Below are 18,608 nucleotides of genomic sequence, written 5' to 3'. Positions count from 1 at the left end.
ATCGTGGCCGCTCGCGATCGTCGCGGCCCGCAATCGTCGCGGCCCGCGCGGGAACGGCTCAGCGCCTGCCGAAGGTCTGGCGGTCCTCCACCGCCTCGATGTGGTCGGCGACCTCGACCACGACCACCCGGGTGTCCTGCACGGTCGCCCGCCACCGGTGGCGCACCCCACCGGTGAGGTACAGCGTGTCGCCGCGCCCCAGGCGGTGGGCGCGGCCCTCCGCCTCGACCTCGACGGCCCCGTCGGCGACGTACATCAACTTGTCGTTGCGGTGCTGGAGTTCGCGGCCCTCCTCGTGATCACCGGTGAACTCCGTGGCGTGCAACTGGTGGTGACCGCGCACCAGGGGGCGCATATGGGCTTCGGGAGTGAAGTCGGCGCCCGAGTCGGCGCGCACGACATCGACACTGCACGCCGGGTCGGCCGCCGCGAGCAGTTCGACGGCGGTGGTCCCCAGGGCGTCGGCGACCCTCTCCAGGGAGCTCTGGCTGGGCCGGGCCCGTTCGTTCTCGACCTGGCTGAGGAAGGGCACCGACAGGCCGCTGCGCTCGGCCACGACGGCGAGCGTGAGCTCCAGTGCCCGGCGCCGCCGCCGGACGGCCGCACCCACCCGAAGGGGTTGTTCTTTGCGGTCACCCATTGCTCCGGCTCCCTCCCACGCGTCGTCGGTCCACTGCTTCGGTCTGTCGCTTCGGCTGCCGCTCGGGCTGCTGCTTCGGCGCACAACTTCTGATGAGTTGTTTGCACCCTACGCATGTTCGGCAAACCGTTTCATGCACCCGTCACATCGCTGACACATCGGAGGAGGGTGAGGGCCACAATTCGCGCCAACAGACGAGTCGCCCCGGCTCCCCCGACGCCACGCCCTCCCGCGGGACGAAAAGGCTGACCAGCAGGGCCGGATGCCCCTCCGGATCGATGAGCGGAGTGACGGAGGGATGGGCGCGGGCGCGACCGCCGCCGTGGGTGCGGATGGTCAGCCGATCAGCCCGCCCGGTCGTCGGATCATCGGCGTACGTCCGTCACCTCCCGAAGACCGACGCCATTGCTGACTTTCCGTCAAAGTCTGTCTGTGTGGGCTGAGTTGGAAGAGCGAGCGGTCGCCGATGTCGCCGCGCACGCCTCAGGAGTCCAGGGCGCGGTCCAGCCGCCGGTCGAGGCTCGCGTGCCAGGTCGTGAAGTCCTTGAGGGTGGCCCGGAGTTCACGGTCGGTGGCGCAGCGTGCCCGGTGGTGACCGGTGAGCTCGGCCGTGCCGTCGGGCACGGAGGTGATGCCGGAGTGCCTCCGCGCGGCGCGACAGGGTGCGCGGCGCGTCGAACGCCTCGGCGGCGTTCCCGGGCAGGAGGGCGGCCGGATCGGCTCGGCCGCGTACGGCGATGTGGTTGTCCGGATCCTTCTCGTACGCCAGTACGTAGCCACTGGTGTCGTCGGTCGCGAGTGCGGGCCGGAACAGGGGGCTCTGGGAACGCCGAAAGGGGTGGCCGTCGGTCACACGGGTCCCGACACCCGCGTGACCGACGGCCACCCCTCGCCGAACGTCCTCGCGGCTACTGCGGCGTCATCCGCTCCACCACGTCCGGGTGTTCCTTCAGCCATGTGGCGACGGCCGCCTCCTCATGACCCTGGCCGCGCTGCTTGATCTCGCTCTCCAGGGTGCCGAGCTCGGACTCGCTCATCCTGAAGTTCTTGATCCACTTGGTGAGCTGCGGGTACTGCTCGGGGAACTTCTTGCTGGAGATGGTCCGGATCGTGTTCCCCTCCCCGAAGAGCTTCTTGTCGTCGGCGAGCTTGGTGAGCTTGTACTCGCTGTACGCCCAGTGCGGGGACCACAGGACGACGGCGACCGGCTGCTTCTTGGCGTAGGCGCGCTTCAGCTCGGCCAGCATCGCGGGCGTGGAGCCGTCGACGACCTTGTACTCCTTGTCCAGCCCGTAGCCCGGAAGCACCTTCGTCTTCAGGAGGTTCATCTCGCCCGTGCCCGGCTCGATGCCGATGATGCGGCCGCCGAAGGTGCCCGCCTTGCCCTTGAGGTCCGCGAGGGACTTGACGTCCTTCACGTACGAGGGCACGGCGATCTCCAGCGAGGTCGGCCGGTACCAGGTGCCCAGGTCTCTCAGGTCGGTCTTGTGCTGGTCCCAGTAGTTGGACTGGGCGTACGGCAGCCAGGCGTCGAAGTTGAGGTCCAGGTCGCCGGAGGCGAGGCCGGTGTAGACGGGGCCGACGTCCATCTGCTTGAGGTTCAGCGTGTAGCCGCGCCGCGCCAGGACGTTCTTCCAGAGGTAGCTGACGGCGACGTCCTCGTCCCAGGGGAACCAGGCCACGTCCAGCGGACGCTTCGTCTCGGCGGCGGCCGCGGAGTTCTTGACCGGGGCCAGCTTGTCGACGACTCCGGGGTTCCGCTTCAGCCAGGCGCGCACCGCGTCCTGCTGCTTGCCCTTGCCCACCTTGTTGATCTCGGCCTCGAGACCGGTGAGCTGCTTCTCCGTCATCCTGAAGTTCTTCAGCCACTGCCCGACGACCGGGCTGTCCTGCGCGAACCCCTTGCGGGAGAGGGTGTGCACGCCGTCGCCCTTGCCCCAGGCGCCCTTCGGGTCCTTGAGCTTCTTCAAGTCGTAGTCGCTGTAGGCCCAGTGCGGCGACCAGAGGGTGACGACGATCGGCTCCTTCTTGGCGTACGCGCGCTTCAGCTCGGCCAGCATCGCGGGCGTGGAGCTGTCGACGACCTTGTACTCCTTGTCGAGGCCGTAGTCCTTCAGGACCTTGCTCTTGAGCAGGCCCATCATTCCGGCGCTGGACTCGATGCCGGTGATCTTGCCACCGAAGGTGCCGGCCTTGCCCTTGAGGTCCGCCAGGGAGTCGACGCCCTTCATGTACGAGGGGACGCTCAGCTCCAGCGAGGTGGGGCCGAACCAGGAGCCCAGGTCGTCGAGCTTGCTGCCGTACTTCTTCCAGTACTGCTCGTGGGTGGTCGGCAGCCAGGAGTCCGTCTCGAAGTCGATGTCGCCCTGGGAGAGGGAGGTGTACAGCGGGCCCGCGTCGAACTGCTTGGCGTCGACCTGGAAGCCGCGCTCCTCGAGGATCTCCTTCCACAGGAAGGTGGAGGCGACGCCCTCGTCCCACGGGATGTAGCCGATGGTGATCTTCTTGCCCTGGCCGACGTTCTGGCCGTCGGCCGCGGTGGACGTCGAGTCGGTCCCGCCGAACATGCCCATGCCGCCCGCGACCAGCGCGAGCACGACGACACCGATGACGGCGACGGCCGCGCGGGGGCGGTAGGACCAGATCTTCAGGCCCTGCGCGGCGCGCAGTTTGGCGGCGGCGCGGCGGCCGAGCGGGGAGACCTGGGTACCCAGGGCGCTGGTCATGCGGTCCAGGTAGATCGCCAGGATGACGATGGCGACGCCCGCCTCTGAGCCGAGGCCGACGTTCAGCTGCCCGATGGCCTCGTTGACGTCGCCGCCAAGGCCGCCGGTGCCGACCATGCCCGCGATGGCGGCCATGGACAGGCCCAGCATGATGACCTGGTTGACGCCCGCCATCACCGTGGGCAGAGCGAGCGGCAGCTGGATGCGCAGCAGGGTGTCACGGGGCGTGGTGCCGAACGCGTCGGCGGCCTCGACGAGGTCCTTGTCGACCTGCCGGATGCCCAGCTCGGTCATGCGGACGCCGGGGGCCAGCGCGAAGATCAGGGTGGCCACGATGCCGGCCGGGGCGCCGGTGCCGAAGAACAGGATCGCCGGGATGAGGTAGATCATCGCGGGCAGCGTCTGCATGAAGTCCAGCACCGGGCGGACGATGCCGCTGACCCGGTCGGAGCGCGCCGCCCAGATGCCCACGGGTACCGAGACGACGAGCGCGATGAGCGTGGCGACGAGGACCAGAGAAAGGGTCACCATCGCGTCCTCCCACAGTTCGAGGGAGTCGATGAACGCGAATCCCACGAAGGTGAGGACACCGGCGGAGGTGCCGCGCAGCCAGAACGCGATCACCGCGAAGATGCCCGCGAGGAGGAGCGGTTCGGGGGCCTGGAGGACGGCGTCGATACCGTCGTACGTGCCCTGGAAGACGGTCTTGAAGAAGTCGAAGAGCCACGCCATGTGGTTCAGCAGCCAGTCGACGACGCTGTTGACCCAGTCGCCGAAGGGAATCCTAGGCACCGGCCGTCACCGCCTCGTCCCGAGGACTGGCACAGCGTGCGGGGGTCCCCTGCTCGTCGCCGAGGAAGGCGACGAGGTGCTGCCGGTGGACGACGCCCACGAGTGCGCGCCGCTCGTCGAGCACCGCCACCGGGTGCGTGAGGCGGGCGCTGATCGCGCAGAGGTCCACGAAGGGGGTGTCGGGCGTGGCGGTCTCGCAGTCGCAGTCCGCCTCGTCGCCGCGTACGTCGGTGTCCATGACGGCGCCGGCGGTCAGGACCCGGGAGCGGTCGACGTCCTGGGTGAAGGAGGCGACGTAGTCGTTCGCGGGACGCACGAGGATGTCCTCGGCGGTGCCGGTCTGGACGATGCGGCCGTCGCGCATGACGGCGATCCGGTCGCCGAGGCGCATCGCCTCGTTGAGGTCGTGGGTGATGAAGACGATGGTCTTCTTGAGCTTCTTCTGGAGCTCGATCAGCTGGTCCTGCATGTCACGGCGGATCAGTGGGTCCAGCGCGCTGAACGACTCGTCCATCAGCAGCAGATCGGCGTCGGTGGCGAGCGCGCGGGCGAGGCCGACGCGCTGCTGCATACCGCCGGACAGCTCGTCGGGCCAGGACTTCTCCCAGCCGGCGAGCCCGGCCAGCTCCAGGGCCCTGGTGGCGCGTTCCTTGCGCTCGGCGCTCGGCACGCCCTGGACCTCCAGGCCGTAGGCCGCGTTCTCCAGGACGCTGCGGTGCGGGAAGAGCGCGAAGTGCTGGAAGACCATGCTGATCTTCTTCGAGCGGACCTCGCGCAGCGCGCGGGCGCTGAGCGCGGTCAGGTCCTGGCCGTCGAAGCGCACCTGGCCCGCGGTGGGCTCCAGGAGTCCGTTGAGCATGCGCAGGAGGGTGGACTTGCCGGATCCGGACAGGCCCATGACGACGAAGATCTGGCCGGGTTCCACCGTGAAGGACACGTCGATCACCGCGGCGGTCGTGCCGTCGGCGCGCAGTTCCTCACGGTCGGCTCCCTGACGGAGCCGCTCCACCGCGGCGTCGGGTCGTCTCCCGAACACCTTGTACAAATGCTCGGCCTCAAGCCTGGATGACACGGGTGCCTCTCGATCGGACATTGAAAAACCAGCGGGGTTGTCCCGGTGCCGCGCCTGCCCACGCTTACACGGAGCAAACACAGGAGTGGTCCAGGTCACTGTCAGTGGCGTACGGCATGATGCGAGGCGTGACCAGACGCCTGATGCTGCTCGACACCGCTTCCCTGTACTTCCGGGCCTACTTCGGGGTCCCCGACTCCGTAAAGGCCCCGGACGGCACGCCCGTGAACGCCGTGCGCGGGCTGCTCGACTTCATCGACCGGCTGGTCAGGGACCACCGCCCCGACGATCTGGTGGCCTGCATGGACGCGGACTGGCGCCCGCAGTGGCGGGTCGACCTGATCCCCTCGTACAAGGCGCATCGCGTCGCCGTGGAGACCGAGGCCGGCAGGCCGGACGAGGAGGAGGTGCCGGACACGCTCTCCCCGCAGGTGCCGGTCATCGAGGAGGTCCTCGACGCGCTGGGCATCGCCCGCGTGGGGGTCGAGGGGTACGAGGCGGACGATGTGATCGGCACCTTCACCGGTCGCGCCGACGGCCCGGTCGACATCGTCACCGGCGACCGCGACCTCTACCAACTCGTCGACGACAAGCGGGGGGTGCGCGTCCTGTACCCCCTCAAGGGTGTGGGCACGCTCCAGCTCACCGACGAGACCTGGCTGCGCGAGAAGTACGGGGTCGACGGCAGCGGTTACGCGGATCTGGCGCTGCTCCGCGGCGACCCGAGCGACGGTCTGCCGGGGGTGCCGGGGATCGGTGAGAAGACGGCGGCCAAGCTGCTCGACCAGTTCGGCGACCTGGCCGGAATCATGGCGGCGGTCGACGACCCGAAGGCGAAGCTGACACCTTCTCAGCGCAAGCGGCTCGACGAGTCACGGCCGTACGTCGCGGTCGCGCCCAAGGTCGTACGGGTCGCCGGTGACGTTCCCCTGCCGGACGTCGACACGGCGTTGCCACACGCGCCGCGCGACCCGGCCGCGCTGGAGGGACTGGCCGCGCGCTGGGGTCTGGGCGGGTCGCTGCAGCGGTTGCTCACCACGCTCGGCGAGTGAACGGGAGCAGGCGAAATTGACGTTCCCACTCAGAAGAGTGGCATTCTCAATTTAGGGTAGCCTTACTCACGGAGTGGGACTCAATCCCGGCTACCGTGCGACTCAAGCACCGGCGTAGGGGGCTCATGGGCTTCTCACACGGAGGGTGTTAACTGGGGGAGAGATGCTAACTTAGGTAAGCCTAAGCGAGTGAACGAGGAGGCCGTCATGGCAGAGCGTCCGGCACGCAGGTCCAGGAAGCCCCATTCCGCGCACGTCGTGCGGACCGAGCGGCTGACCCCTCACATGCAGCGTGTCGTGCTGGGCGGCGAGGGTCTCGCCGAGTTCACCGCGGGCACCAGCACCGACCACTATGTGAAGTTGCTGTTCGCCCCGGAGGGTGTCACCTACCCCGAGCCGTTCGACGTGGAGCGGATCCGCGAGGAACTCCCGCGCGAGCAGTGGCCGGTGACCCGGACGTACACCGTGCGTGCCTGGGACCCCGAACTGCGCGAGCTGACACTCGACTTCGTGGTGCACGGCGACGAGGGCCTGGCCGGGCCGTGGGCGGCGCACGTCCAGCCGGGCGAGGTCGTGCGCTTCATGGGTCCGGGTGGCGCCTACGCGCCCGACGCGAGCGCCGACTGGCACCTGCTCGCCGGTGACGAGAGCGCGCTGCCCGCGATCAGTGCCGCCGTGGAGGCACTGCCGGAGGGCGCCGTGGCCCGCGCCTTCGTGGAGATCTCCGGGCGTGAGGAGGAGCAGAAGATCGACTCCGACGTGGAGGTCGTCTGGCTGCACCGCGGCGACCGGCCGCTCGGCGAGGCCCTGGTGGAGGCCGTCCGCGCCCTCGACTTCCCGGCGGGCCGGGTGCACGCGTTCGTGCACGGCGAGGCGGGCTTCGTGAAGGAGCTGCGCCGGCTGCTGCGGGTCGAGCGTGAGATCCCGCGCGAGGACCTGTCGATCTCCGGCTACTGGCGTCTTGGGCACAACGAGGACGGCTGGCAGGCGAGCAAGCGGGACTGGAACGCGCAGGTGGAGGCGGAGCAGGAGGCGACCGCGTCGGCCGCCTCCTGACTCCCGCCCCCTCGCGTCACTCAGGACGCCGGCCTGCGGCACCTCGGGGCTCGGGACGCCGCCCCGGCCTCTCGGGTCACACGGAACGCTGGTAGGACCTGAACGTACGGATCGACAGCCACACCGCCGCCACGGCCAGTGCGAGCAGCGCGCCCGAGCGGCCGAGCACGACACCCCAGTCGGGATGCTCGGACATCGCCGAACGCCCCGCCACCATCGCCCAGTTGAGCGGATTGAAGTCGGCGATGTGCCGCATCCAGCCGGGCGTCTGGGACGGGGCCATGAAGGCCGAGGAGAGGAAGGTCAGCGGCAGCAGCAGGAACGTGTTGATGCCGATGATCGACTCCCGCTCCCGGACCAGCATGCCCAGCGCGTTGGACAGCGCTCCGAAGATCGTGCCGAGCAGTACCGAGGCGACGATCAGGATCGCGATACCGCCGATGCCGCCCGGGTAGTCCGCGCCGCCCAGCAGGCCGAGCAGCACGATGACGACCGACTGCAGGGCGGTGATCAGGCCGTTGTTGACGACGTTGCCGTTCATCAGGGCGGCCCGGCTGACGGGCGTGGTCAGGAAGCGGTTGAGCGTGCCGCGCTGGATCTCGTCGAGCGTGCCCATGCCCGCCCACATGTTGGAGCTGAGCGCGCTCATCACGACCACGCCCGGGACGAGGTAGTCCAGATACGAGGTGGTGCCGAAGCCTCCGAGTTCGACGACCTTCTTGAAGAGGTTGCCGAACAGGAACAGCCAGATCACCGGCTGGATCAGGGTGATGATCGCGTAGGCGGGCTGACGTGCGAACACCATCAGCTGACGCTGGGTCATGTACCAGGTCTGGGAGACGGCGGTGCTCATCGGACACCTCCGGCGAGGACGAGGTTATCGACGCCTTCCGCTTCCGCCTCCGCGTAACGGCGGCCCGCGTAGCGGAGGTAGACGTCGTCGAGCGAGGGGCGGGCGACGGTCGCGGCGGCGACCCCGACCCCGGCCCGCTCCAGCACCCCGAGCAGGGCGGGCATGGCGGCGGCCCCGTCATCGGCGCGGACACTGACACGGCGGCCGTCGAACAGCGCCTCGTGCACGCCCGCCAGCCCGGTGAGGGCGCCGTTCAGCAGCGTACGACCGGCGTCTCCCAGGGCTTCGCGCAGTTCCACGTGGACGGCGTCACCGCGGAGTTCGCCCTTCAGGGCGTCCGGAGTGCCCTCGACCACCACACGCCCGCGGTCGACGATCGCGATGCGCTCGGCGAGCCGGTCGGCCTCCTCCAGGTAGTGCGTGGTGAGCAGGATGGTCAGCCCCTCGTCGCCGGCGAGGCGGGCGATCTCGTCCCACATCGCGGTGCGCGCCTCGGGGTCGAGTCCGGTGGTGGGCTCGTCGAGGAAGAGCACCTCGGGGCGGTGGACGAGACCGAGCGCCACGTCGAGCCGGCGCCGCATGCCGCCCGAGTAGCCCTTGACCGGGCGCCGCGCCGCGTCGGCGAGCCGGAAGCGGTCGAGCAGTTCGTCCACCCGGCGGTTCAAGCCGGCGCCCTTCAAGCCGTAGAGCCTGCCCTGGAGTTGGAGGTTCTCCCGGCCGGTGGCCACCGGGTCGGCGCCGGAGTTCTGGGCGACCACGCCGATCGCGCGGCGCACCCGGACCGGATGGCGCAGCACGTCGTGCCCGGCCACCGTGGCGGTGCCCGAGTCGGGACGGGCCAGGGTGGTGAGGATCTTGACGGTGGTGGACTTGCCGGCGCCGTTCGGGCCGAGCAGGCCGAAGACGGTGCCGGTCTCGACGGTGACGTCCATGCCGCTGAGCGCGGTGACGTCACCCGGGTAGGTCTTGATCAGCTGACGCGCCTCGACCGCGGGCGCACGGGTACTGCTCATGACGACTGCTCTCCTGTGTGAGCGGTGATCTCGGGTGGGTGTGCCGAGCCGATCCGCGTGAAGAGCGCCGGGCTATCCTGGGTGTGCCGCACCTCGACGGCCCGGAGCTGCCTCACGGCGGGTTCGGTTCGGGGTTCGAGACCCCGGCGGGGCTGCTGCAACAGCGCTGCCGGGGTCTTTTCTCCGTTCGGCTACGGCCTTTCGGCCTCACCGGCTTCCAGCTGCAGGTACTCCTCGGGGATCTCCCCCGTCTCGCTGAAGGACCGCCACTCCTTGACGCCGGGAAACGTGCCCGCCGTGACCTCCATGAGGAAGCCGCGGACCCATTCGGCCTCCGCCTCGATCATGTGCAGCTTGAACTCGGACTCGATCAGGAAGAGCCGGGGCAGCGTCTCGTAGAGCTTCTCCAGGCCGCCGCGCAGACTCGCGGCCCGCACCTCCAGCATGTTGAGCCGCTCCCCCAACAGGCGTGCCACCTCGTCGGGGTGGAGCACGCCCATCAGTGAGAGCGCGGCCTCGAAGATCGGATACTCCTCCGCCGGGACGGCGAGCAGGTCCGACAGCCACTCCGTGGCCTCCACACGTCCGGCGTCCGTGATGCCGTACAGCGTGCGCTCGGGGCGGTTGCCCTGTCGCTGCACCTCCGCGACCTCGACGAAGCCGTGCTTCTCCAGGTTCTGCACGACGGTGTAGAGCGAGCCATAGTTGATCTTCAGGCTGGTGTCCTTGCCCCGTCGGCGCAGGGTCTGGGCGATCTCGTACGGATGCATCGGCTTCTCGGTGAGCAGCACCATGACCGCGAGCGCCAGCGGATTGCTCAGCTTCCGGCGTTTCGTCGCCATGATGACCTCACCTCGTCCCCGAATATCCGTGGCCGAACATATCGCGTGTGCGGGACGGGCGTCAATACACGCGATGTATCGCGATCCTCCACGGGACGCAAGGGCGTGAGGACTTAGGCCCGACCCCGACACGGCCGTGTCACGCGAGGGAAACAGGCACTCCCTAATTTCTGTCACCCGACAGGAATCCGGCTCACGCCGTCCAGCACACCCACCCCGCCCACCCTTCCGCGCCGAAGGCAGGTGCCGCCGTGACCACCACCGCCCCCTCCGACGTACGCCCCGACCCTCCGGAGTCCTCCGGCGACCGCTCCCTGGCCGAGTTCGGCTACCGCCAGGAGCTGCACCGCAGCCTCGGCCGGTACGCCTCGTTCGCCGCCGGCTTCTCCTTCATCTCCGTCCTGACGACCGTCTTCCAGTTCTTCGCCTTCGGGTACGCGTTCGGCGGCCCCGTCTTCTTCTGGACCTGGCCGGCCGTGCTGGTGGGCCAGTTGGCGGTCGCCGCCTGCTTCGCGGAGCTGGCCGCGCGCTATCCGATCTCGGGCGCGATCTACCAGTGGGCCTCGCGCCTGTCGAACCTCTCCTTCGGCTGGTTCGCCGGCTGGATCATGGTGATCGGGCAGATCGTGGTGGTCGCGGCGGCGGCGCTCGCGCTGCAGATGGTGCTGCCCGCGATCTGGTCCGGCTTCCAGCTGGTCGGCAGCGATCCGGCTCCCACCAGCCCCGACGGCGCGGCCAACGCGGCGGTCCTCGGCGTGATCCTCCTCGTGCTGACCACACTGGTGAACGTCATCGACAACCGTGTGATGTCGGTGATCAACCGGATCGGTGTCACCGCCGAGATCATCGGCGCCGTCCTGATCATCGTGCTCCTGCTCACCCACTCCGAGCGCTCCCCCGGCATCACCTTCCACACCGGCCAGGGCAGCACGGGCCTGTTCGGGGCGCTGATGGTGGGCTCGTTCATGGCGGCGTACGTCATGATCGGCTTCGACAGCGCCGGCGAGATGAGCGAGGAGACCCACCACCCGCGCCGCACCGCGCCCCGCACGATCCTCACCGCGCTCGCCGCCGCGGGTCTGCTCGGCGGACTCATCGTGCTCGGCGGACTGCTCGCCGCGCCCAGCCTCACCGACGGCCGTCTCGGCGTCGACGGTCTGAGCTACGTCCTGACCAGCAGCCTCGGCGACGGGGTCGGCCGCGCGCTGCTCGCCGACGTCGTGGTGGCCATCGCGGTGGCGACCCTGGCGATCCAGACCGCCGCCTGCCGCATGCTCTTCTCGATGGCCCGCGACCACCAGCTCCCCTTCTCCCGCCGCCTCCGGGCGGTCAACCCGCGCACCGGCATGCCGAGCGCTCCCGCCCTGGTCGTCGGCGTCCTCGCCGCCGCTCTGCTGCTGCTCGACTTCGCCTCCCCGGACGCCTTCCTGGCGATCGGCACCACCTGCATCGTGATGCTGTACCTGGCGTACGCGATGGTGACCGGTCCGCTGCTGGTGCGCCGGCTGCGCGGACAGTTCACCGCCGACGGCACCGACGAGAGCGGCGCCCCGCTCTTCTCGCTGGGCCGCTGGGGCGTCCCCGTCAACGCGATCGCCCTCGTCTACGGCCTCTTCATGACCGTCAACCTCGCCTGGCCGCGCGCGGCGGTGTACGACCCGGCCGGCGGGCACTGGTACTTCCAGTGGTTCACGGTGCTGTTCCTGGGCCTGACGCTGGTCGCGGGCGCCGCCTACCGGGCCTACCGGGCGCGGACAGCGGTGGCCGGGACTCCCGAGGTGGTCCCTGCCTCGTACGCCTGAATCCCTCCCCCGCCCGAGCCTCGTACGCTTGACCAGGTGAGACGCAGACCCCGGATCCCGCCCTCCCCCCTCCCGCAGCGCGAGGGAGTCGACCCCGTGCGGATCAGGCTCCCGCGGGACGGGGGATGGGCCACCGTGCGGGAGCATCTGGTGGAGCGGCTCGCGGCGAGGGCCGGGGTGATCGACGGGATGCTCGGGGACGGGCTGATCGTCGGCGCCGACGGGCGTCCGGTGGCGCCCGACGCGGCGTACGAGCCGGGGATGTTCGTGTGGTTCCACCGGGAGCTGCCCGACGAGGAACCGGTGCCGTTCGCCCTCGACGTGGTGTACCGCGACGAGCACATCGTCGTCGCCGACAAGCCGCACTTCCTCGCCACCACCCCGCGCGGGGGCCATGTCGCCGAGACCGCGCTGGCCCGGCTGCGGCGGGAGCTCGGCCTGCCGGCGATCGGCGCCGCACACCGGCTGGACCGCCTCACCGCCGGGCTCGTGCTGTTCACCGTGCGGCCCGAGGAGCGCGGCGCCTACCAGACGCTGTTCCGCGACCGGCTGGTCCGCAAGGAGTACGAGGCGGTGGCCCCGTACGACGCGGGGCTCGCACTGCCGCGGACGGTCACCAGCCGGATCGTGAAGGAGCGCGGGGTGCTGGCCGCGCGCGAGGTGGCGGGCGAGCCGAACGCCCTCACGGAGGTCGAACTCACCGACCACCGCGACGGACTGGGGCGCTACCGCCTGCTGCCGCGCACCGGGCAGACCCATCAACTGCGGGTGCACATGAACGCGTTGGGCGTACCGATCCTCGGCGATCCGCTCTACCCGGTGGTGACCGGCCCCGTGCCGGCCGGCGACTTCCGGCGACCGCTCCAACTGCTCGCGCGGGTCCTGGAGTTCACCGATCCGGTCACGGGGAGCGCGCACCGGTTCGTCAGCGGGCGGGCGCTGCGGGCCTGGTCCTCGTACGACGACTGGGCCCGGGAGGCGTGATCGTCGACGTCCGGGCTCAGTAGCCCCGCCACCAGCGCAGGAAGCGCTGCCAGGCGCCGAGTCGGCGCACGGGTTCCGGTGTCGCCGACAGGTCGGGCGATGCCACGGGTGCCGGGGCCGGCGCCGCGGCCGGCTCGTCCGTCGTGACCTCCAGGCTCGGCCGCTGCCGCGGGAGGGGGTTGATGGACGGCACTTCCTCGACGTCCTGGGGCGCCTGCGGCGCGAAGTACACCGGAAGCTCCACCAGGTGGCGCGAGGACATCGACGAGCGCCAGCGCAACTCGTCCTCGTCGCCCTCGAGTTCGACGTCGGGCAGCCGGATCAGCAGTGCCTCGACCCCGACGTCCGCGATGGCACGGCCGATGTCCTGGCCAGGGCACTCGTGGGGGCCGCCGCCGAAGGCGAGGTGGGCGCGGTTGCCCATCATGTTGGCCTTGAGATCGGGACGCACCTTGGGGTCGATGTTGCCCGGCGCGATCCCCAGGATCAGACCGTCGCCCCGACGGATCTCCCGACCGCCCACCTCCGTGTCCTGCTTGGCGAAGTAGCCGAGGACCGCGCTGAACGGCGGCTCGTCCCACAGCGACTGCTCGACCGCCTGGGGCACCGTCATCTGCCCGCCGTTCAGCTGGGCGCGGAAGCGCGGGTCGGTGAGCACCACGCGCAGCACGTTGGCGAGCAGGTTGGCCGTGGCCTCGTACGCGGCGAGCAGCACCAGGCGCAGATGCTGGGAGACCTCGTCGTCGGTGAGCTGGGCCGGGTGGTTGATCAGGACGCTGGTGAAGTCCCCGGTGGTCTCGGCCCGACGCCGGGCGGTGTGCCGGATCAGGATGTTCATGACGTACTCGTTGCTGGCGATCGCGGTCTCGGTGCCCCTGAGCAGGTCGCGGGTGGCCTGCACCAGCCGGTCGTCGTACTCGTCGGGCATGCCGAGGATCTCGCACAGCACGGCCATCGGCAGGTGCTCGGCGAACTGGCTGACCAGGTCGGCCCGGCCCTTCTCGCAGAACCGGTTGACGAGCAGTTGGGTCGCGCGGTTGATGTGCCGCCGGATGGTGCGGTGGTTGATGGTCGACATGGCACCCATGACCGCGCCGCGCAGCCGCAGGTGTTCGTCGCCCTCGGCGTGGGAACAGATGGGCTGCCAGGCGATGTGCGGCGCGAGGGGGTGGTCGGGGCCGGCCGTGCCGTCCTGGACGGCCCTCCACAGCCGGCTGTCCCGGGAGAAGTGTGTGGGGGTGCTCACCAGGTGCAGGTTCTCGGCGTGGCCGAGCACCACCCAGATCGGCACGTCGTTGTGGAGCAGGACGGGGGCGACCGCGCCGTGCTCCTGACGGAGTTTCTCGTACAGGTCTCCCAGGTCGTCCGCCTCGGGGCCGTACAGCCGGTGCAGTCCGCCGGGACCGAGGCCGTGGGCGGGACAGCCGGGCGGCGGGGCGAGCGTACGGTCGTCCGTACCGGCCGGGAAGTGGGATTCAGACGTCACGGTGATCGCTCCGAAACTGAAGTGGATCCGGTGTCTTGGGGGTGTCCGGGTTCTTGGGGGTGGTCCGGTGTCTTGGGACGGGAAGGGCGGCCGCCGCGGGCATCAGGTGCGTGCCTGGGCCATCGTGAGCGAGTACAGGAAATGCATCAGCGTCATCAGGACGTCCCGGCTGGAGGCCCGGCGGCGCGCGTCGCACTGCACGATCGGGATGTCCTCCGACAGGTCGAGCGCGGCGCGCAGGTCCTCGATCGGATAGCTGGGCGCGTCCGGGAAGGTGTTCATGGCGACGACGAAGGGCACACCGCGCTCCTCCAGACGGCCGATCACGTCGAAGCTGACTTCCAGGCGGCGGGTGTCGATCAGCACGACCGCGCCGAGCGCGCCTTCGAAGAGGCCGTTCCACAGGAACCAGAAGCGCTCCTGGCCGGGGGTGCCGAAGAGGTAGAGCACCAACCGTTCCGTGATGCTGATGCGACCGAAGTCCATGGCGACGGTGGTCGCGGTCTTGGTCTCCGAGCCGTAATTGTCGTCGATGCCGATGCCGGCCTGCGTCATGGTCTCCTCGGTGGTCAGCGGTTTGATCTCGCTGACGGCACCCACCATGGTCGTCTTGCCGACTCCGAACCCGCCCACGATCACGATCTTCACGGCGGCTTGCGCCGTGTGCGGCAGATGGTCCTCGGCGCGCGGGCCGGTGATCGTCTCAGAGCTTTTGAAGTCCATGCATCACCGCTTCGAGGAGGGAACGGTCGGGGAGCGCCGAACGAACGATCGGGGCGCGTGCCTGTACCAGTTCGGCCGCCAGCAGCTCGGTGAGCAGGACGGTCACCACGCTGAACGGCAGATTGAGATAGGCCGATAGCTCGGCCACGGACAGAGGGGCCTGGCAGAGCCGGAGCAGCACCGACTGCTCCGGCTGGGTGGTGGGTGTCGGCGCGTCGGCGCGCGCCACGATCAAGGTGACCAGGTCCAGGTCGGCCCGCTCGCCCGCCTCGCCCCCACCGGTGAGCAGATACAGGCGCCCGGGATTCTTGGGGTCCTCTTCCTCACCGTCTTCCTCACCCTCTTGGGGAGGCCGCTCCCGGGGAGGCTCGGTGAACTCTTCCTTGGGGAATCGCCGTCGGCGTTGCGGAGGAGTCATACGGTCTGCCCGTTGCGCCTCGGCGGACTGGTCAGATGGGCGCCGATCCGGGCGACGAGGTCGCTCATGCGGTTGCTCATGAGGCCGGGCTCCGCGATCTGGTTGGCGAGGACCGCGAGATAGGCGTTGGCCCCGGCGGACATCAGATAGAAGTAGCCTCCGTCGATCTCGATGAGGACCATCTTCATCGTGCCGTCGCTGCTGGGAACCTCGCTCGCGACCGCCGCGGCCAGGCTCTGCAGGCCCGCGCAGGCCGCGGCGACGCGGTCGGCGGCGTCCGGGTTGCCGCCGTAGCGTGCGATGCGCAGTCCGTCGGCGGAGAGCACCACGATCTGCTGGATGCCGGGTACACCGTCAGCGAGATCCCTGAGCATCCAGTCGAAGTTGTCCCGCTGATGGATCACTTGAGGTCCCCCTCGTCGTCGGCCTCCGCGGCCGCCTGGTTCTTCCTGGTGGACGCGTTGGGGGCCGGGTCACGCTTGAGGCCCTCCCAGAACGCCTCGACCCAATGCCCCGGTGGCTTCTCCTTCTCCTTCTCCTGCTCCTGCTCCTGCTCCTGCTTCGGGGCGGCGGGCGCGGTGCCCCAGGAAGGCGCCGCGGCGGCGGCCGCGGCCGCCGCCTCCTCCTCGGCGGCGATCCGGGCGGCCTCGGCGTACCGCTCCCTGAGCGGGATCTTGACCCGGCTGCGCCGCTGCGGCAGGCCGTTGGGCGTCCACTCGGTGACCAGCGGGGCGTCGTCGTCCCTGTACCCGTCGTCCTGCTCGGGGAGGCGGGGTCCGGTGGTCGGGCGGCGCTTCTTCGGCTTGCGGTTGGGCCCCTCGACCCCGTCGGTGTCCATGGTCGCGGTGGAGTTCGCGCCGATGCCGTGGGCGAGGGAGGCTGCGGGGTCCTTGGTGAGCATGTTGCTCGGCACCACGACGACCGCGCGGACACCGCCGTACGCGGACTGCCGGAGCGCGATCGCCATGTCGTACATGTTCGAGAGCCGGCCGACGACGGAGATGCCGAGTCGGGGGGCCTCGCCGAGAACCTGGAGGTCGGTGCCGGCCGCGGCCTGCCGGAGCAGTTCCTCCATCTTGCCGCGGGCCTCGTCGCTGAAGCTGACGCCGGAGTCCTCGATCTCGATGGCGACACCGGTCTGCACCTTGAGGGCGGTCAGGTGCACCTTGCTGTTCGGCGGCGAATAGCGCGTCGCGTTGTCGAGGAGTTCGGCGACCGCGTGGATGACCGGTTCGACGTGGATGCCGTTGACGTTGACGTCGGCGATCGAGTGCAGCTCGATGCGCCGGTACTCGAGGATCCGGGACATCGCGCCCCGCATCACGCTGAACAACGGCACGGGCTTGGGCCAGTTGCGGCCCGGGCGGCCGCCGCCGAGCACCGCGATGGAGTCGGCGAGGCGGCCGATCAGCGCGGTGCCGTGGTCGATGCGCAGCAGGTCGTCGAAGACCTCGGGGTTGCGCCCGTGGTCCTCCTCCATCTCGCGGAGTTCCTTGTTCTGCTGGTGGACGATCGCCTGCACGCGGCGGGCGATGTTGACGAAGGAGCGGTGCGAGGAGTCGAGCAGCAGCTTCTCGGTGTCCAGCAACTGGAGGAAGGTGCTCAGCAGGTCCCGTTCCACCTCGGAGATCGGCGGCAGGCTGGGGTCGTCGACGCCGAAGCGGAGCGCCACGGTGTCGGGGTTCATGCCGCGGTTCATGCGCCTGATCGCGGCGGGCAGGACTTCGTGGTGGAAACGCACGATGTCCTGATCGTGGGCGGCGATGCGTTGTTCCAGGTACGCGGTACGGCCGGCCAGTTCGGCGCGCACGGCACGGATGACGCGGCCACGGCGTACGGCTTCGGCGGCGACCGCGATCACCAGCAGCGTCGCGATGCCGCCGCACCAGCCGACGGCGGCCCGGGCCGGGCCCGTCACCAAGGCGACGGCGGCCCCGGTCACCGCGGCCATCAGTATGGCCGGCAGCAACAGCACGCGCGCGTAGGGAAGTTCACGGCCACCGGGAGGCGATTGAACACTCACCATGTATGCCCTCTGAGACAGATCGGCTGGGGTAGGGGGGAGTTCGTGGGGAAACTGCGTGGTCAAACCGAATCTTCGGAACTTTTGGGAACAAGCGCACGATTACATCTCAACTCGGTGCGCTGCGGGCGAGCTTAGTCCGACCGGATCATCGCCGTGTCATATTCAGCAACCGCCTGAAATCGCCCGCACGACAGGAGTACTCTCGCCCATTTACACGCTCAGGCTTCGTTCGTACACGGTGAGTAGCGGCGTACGGGCATGCGAGAACCGCACCTCCACAGTGCGGTACGTCAGATTCCGGCGATCCGCAGCGCCGCGTCGGCGGTTGCTTCGGCGAAGGCGGACACGGGCCGCTCGGGGTCGGACCGGTGCACGAGGATCACCCCTTCGATGAGACCGAACAGCAGATCCGTCCGCAGGTCGAGTTCACTCTTGACGAGCGCGCCACCCGCCGTGGTCGCGGCCAGCAACTGTCGGTAGGTGTCCTTCAACTCGGCCCGTACGGCGTGGAAGCCGGCGAAGCGCTCGGCGCGCACCTCGGGCAGCAGATACAGCCCGCCCAGGTTGTGCGGGCCTCCGCAGAGCAGCTCCACGTCGGTGCGGCACAACTCCCACAGCCGGTTCTCGGGCGGGGTCGCGTCGTCGGCGAGGAGCTCCCGGGCGAAGGCGAGCGAGGGTGTGACGGTCGACTCCAGGAGCTCGGCGAGCAGCTCCTCCTTGCCGGAGACGTAGTGGTACATCGACGCCTGACGCATCCCGGCCCGCTCGGCGACGGCGCGGGTGGTCGTCGCGGCGTACCCGCGCGTCGTGAACAACTCAGCGGCGGCGTCGAGCAGTTCGTCCCGCGGCGACAGCCCGCTGTCCGGCCGCTGCGCAGCCCGGGGCCGCCCGACCCGTCGCCCACCACCACTTCCCATGCGTTCGATCCTCGCACACGACACCGGCCCCGAGCGGGGCAAGGAACGGCGCGCCCACCCACCAGGGGCGCGAGGAACTGCGCGCCCAGCCACACACAACCCGCACCCTCGAACCCGCGGAGCGCCCCGCACCCTCGAACCCGCGGAGCGCCCCGTACCGCCAAACCCGCGGAGCGTCCGGTGAGGGGTCGGTAACCGTCCGGCAA

Annotated in this window: 17 protein-coding genes; 4 read left to right on the top strand and 13 right to left on the bottom strand. The window is 69.8% G+C overall.

The window, feature by feature from the left end; translation table 11 throughout:
• Positions 1-58: 58 nt before the first annotated feature.
• The 4 genes from ACZ7M3_RS20125 to ACZ7M3_RS20110 all read right to left on the bottom strand — a co-directional run bounded on the left by ACZ7M3_RS20125 (position 59) and on the right by ACZ7M3_RS20110 (position 5,230).
• Positions 59-640 (bottom strand): helix-turn-helix domain-containing protein, encoded by a 582-nt coding sequence (locus tag ACZ7M3_RS20125; RefSeq protein WP_472064882.1) that lies wholly within the window; start codon positions 638-640, stop codon positions 59-61.
• A gap of 483 nt (positions 641-1,123) precedes the next feature.
• Positions 1,124-1,264 (bottom strand): hypothetical protein, encoded by a 141-nt coding sequence (locus ACZ7M3_RS20120; protein ID WP_472064880.1) that lies wholly within the window; start codon positions 1,262-1,264, stop codon positions 1,124-1,126.
• A 284-nt stretch (positions 1,265-1,548) separates the two neighbouring features.
• Positions 1,549-4,158: an ABC transporter permease/substrate binding protein gene (locus ACZ7M3_RS20115; RefSeq protein ID WP_472064878.1), complete on the bottom strand. Its 2,610-nt coding sequence runs from the start codon at positions 4,156-4,158 to the stop codon at positions 1,549-1,551.
• Positions 4,151-5,230, bottom strand: a complete 1,080-nt coding sequence (locus ACZ7M3_RS20110; protein WP_472064876.1) for a quaternary amine ABC transporter ATP-binding protein — start codon at positions 5,228-5,230, stop codon at positions 4,151-4,153. The genes ACZ7M3_RS20115 and ACZ7M3_RS20110 overlap by 8 nt, the downstream gene beginning before the upstream one ends.
• A gap of 119 nt (positions 5,231-5,349) precedes the next feature.
• Between ACZ7M3_RS20110 and ACZ7M3_RS20105 the strand changes: the two genes are divergently transcribed.
• Entirely contained in the window at positions 5,350-6,282 is a 933-nt protein-coding gene (locus ACZ7M3_RS20105) for a 5'-3' exonuclease (RefSeq protein ID WP_217566510.1), read from the top strand.
• Between the two features lie 207 nt (positions 6,283-6,489).
• Positions 6,490-7,338, top strand: a complete 849-nt coding sequence (locus ACZ7M3_RS20100; RefSeq protein WP_472064874.1) for a siderophore-interacting protein — start codon at positions 6,490-6,492, stop codon at positions 7,336-7,338.
• A gap of 76 nt (positions 7,339-7,414) precedes the next feature.
• On the opposite strand, the gene ACZ7M3_RS20095 is transcribed toward ACZ7M3_RS20100, so the two are convergent.
• The 3 genes from ACZ7M3_RS20095 to ACZ7M3_RS20085 form a co-directional block, all read right to left on the bottom strand.
• Positions 7,415-8,191, bottom strand: a complete 777-nt coding sequence (locus tag ACZ7M3_RS20095; RefSeq protein ID WP_472064873.1) for an ABC transporter permease — start codon at positions 8,189-8,191, stop codon at positions 7,415-7,417.
• Complete coding sequence (locus ACZ7M3_RS20090; protein WP_472064871.1) at positions 8,188-9,204, bottom strand: ATP-binding cassette domain-containing protein; 1,017 nt, start codon at positions 9,202-9,204, stop codon at positions 8,188-8,190. The genes ACZ7M3_RS20095 and ACZ7M3_RS20090 overlap by 4 nt, the downstream gene beginning before the upstream one ends.
• Before the next feature lie 191 nt (positions 9,205-9,395).
• Positions 9,396-10,046 (bottom strand): PadR family transcriptional regulator, encoded by a 651-nt coding sequence (locus tag ACZ7M3_RS20085; protein ID WP_472064869.1) that lies wholly within the window; start codon positions 10,044-10,046, stop codon positions 9,396-9,398.
• A 251-nt stretch (positions 10,047-10,297) separates the two neighbouring features.
• Here ACZ7M3_RS20085 and ACZ7M3_RS20080 point away from each other — a divergent pair, with 251 nt between their 5' ends.
• Together ACZ7M3_RS20080 and ACZ7M3_RS20075 are read left to right on the top strand one after the other, a co-directional pair.
• Positions 10,298-11,848, top strand: a complete 1,551-nt coding sequence (locus ACZ7M3_RS20080; RefSeq protein ID WP_472064867.1) for an amino acid permease — start codon at positions 10,298-10,300, stop codon at positions 11,846-11,848.
• A 36-nt stretch (positions 11,849-11,884) separates the two neighbouring features.
• Entirely contained in the window at positions 11,885-12,832 is a 948-nt protein-coding gene (locus ACZ7M3_RS20075; RefSeq protein WP_472064865.1) for an RluA family pseudouridine synthase, read from the top strand.
• A gap of 16 nt (positions 12,833-12,848) precedes the next feature.
• Here ACZ7M3_RS20075 and ACZ7M3_RS20070 read toward each other — a convergent pair whose 3' ends face one another.
• The 6 genes from ACZ7M3_RS20070 to ACZ7M3_RS20045 form a co-directional block, all read right to left on the bottom strand.
• Complete coding sequence (locus ACZ7M3_RS20070) at positions 12,849-14,318, bottom strand: cytochrome P450 (protein ID WP_472064863.1); 1,470 nt, start codon at positions 14,316-14,318, stop codon at positions 12,849-12,851.
• A 102-nt stretch (positions 14,319-14,420) separates the two neighbouring features.
• Positions 14,421-15,041, bottom strand: coding sequence for a GTP-binding protein (locus ACZ7M3_RS20065; RefSeq protein ID WP_472064861.1), 621 nt, complete (start codon positions 15,039-15,041; stop codon positions 14,421-14,423).
• The gene (locus ACZ7M3_RS20060; protein WP_472064859.1) at positions 15,022-15,459 is read right to left on the bottom strand and encodes a DUF742 domain-containing protein; all 438 of its coding nucleotides are present in this window, start codon (positions 15,457-15,459) and stop codon (positions 15,022-15,024) included. Before ACZ7M3_RS20060 ends, ACZ7M3_RS20065 begins: the two co-directional genes overlap by 20 nt.
• Entirely contained in the window at positions 15,456-15,863 is a 408-nt protein-coding gene (locus ACZ7M3_RS20055; protein ID WP_054231184.1) for a roadblock/LC7 domain-containing protein, read from the bottom strand. Before ACZ7M3_RS20055 ends, ACZ7M3_RS20060 begins: the two co-directional genes overlap by 4 nt.
• Positions 15,860-17,485 carry an ATP-binding protein gene (locus tag ACZ7M3_RS20050; protein ID WP_472064857.1) on the bottom strand — a complete coding sequence of 542 codons (1,626 nt, stop codon included), beginning with the start codon at positions 17,483-17,485 and terminating at the stop codon, positions 15,860-15,862. Before ACZ7M3_RS20050 ends, ACZ7M3_RS20055 begins: the two co-directional genes overlap by 4 nt.
• 290 nt (positions 17,486-17,775) lie before the next feature.
• Positions 17,776-18,402, bottom strand: coding sequence for a TetR/AcrR family transcriptional regulator (locus ACZ7M3_RS20045; RefSeq protein WP_060899895.1), 627 nt, complete (start codon positions 18,400-18,402; stop codon positions 17,776-17,778).
• Positions 18,403-18,608 lie beyond the last annotated feature (206 nt).

This window comes from Streptomyces sp. NPDC111656 (assembly GCF_055656965.1).
This window is presented reverse-complemented; position numbering and strand designations above follow the sequence as displayed.

Coding starts and splice junctions, on each gene's coding strand:
- ACZ7M3_RS20125 (WP_472064882.1), bottom strand. CDS start 640: ATGGGTGACCGCAAAGAACAACCCCTTCGGGTGGGTGCGGCCGTCCGG.
- ACZ7M3_RS20105 (WP_217566510.1), top strand. CDS start 5,350: ATGCGAGGCGTGACCAGACGCCTGATGCTGCTCGACACCGCTTCCCTG.
- ACZ7M3_RS20100 (WP_472064874.1), top strand. CDS start 6,490: ATGGCAGAGCGTCCGGCACGCAGGTCCAGGAAGCCCCATTCCGCGCAC.
- ACZ7M3_RS20095 (WP_472064873.1), bottom strand. CDS start 8,191: ATGAGCACCGCCGTCTCCCAGACCTGGTACATGACCCAGCGTCAGCTG.
- ACZ7M3_RS20090 (WP_472064871.1), bottom strand. CDS start 9,204: ATGAGCAGTACCCGTGCGCCCGCGGTCGAGGCGCGTCAGCTGATCAAG.
- ACZ7M3_RS20085 (WP_472064869.1), bottom strand. CDS start 10,046: ATGGCGACGAAACGCCGGAAGCTGAGCAATCCGCTGGCGCTCGCGGTC.
- ACZ7M3_RS20065 (WP_472064861.1), bottom strand. CDS start 15,041: ATGGACTTCAAAAGCTCTGAGACGATCACCGGCCCGCGCGCCGAGGAC.
- ACZ7M3_RS20060 (WP_472064859.1), bottom strand. CDS start 15,459: ATGACTCCTCCGCAACGCCGACGGCGATTCCCCAAGGAAGAGTTCACC.
- ACZ7M3_RS20050 (WP_472064857.1), bottom strand. CDS start 17,485: ATGGTGAGTGTTCAATCGCCTCCCGGTGGCCGTGAACTTCCCTACGCG.
- ACZ7M3_RS20045 (WP_060899895.1), bottom strand. CDS start 18,402: ATGGGAAGTGGTGGTGGGCGACGGGTCGGGCGGCCCCGGGCTGCGCAG.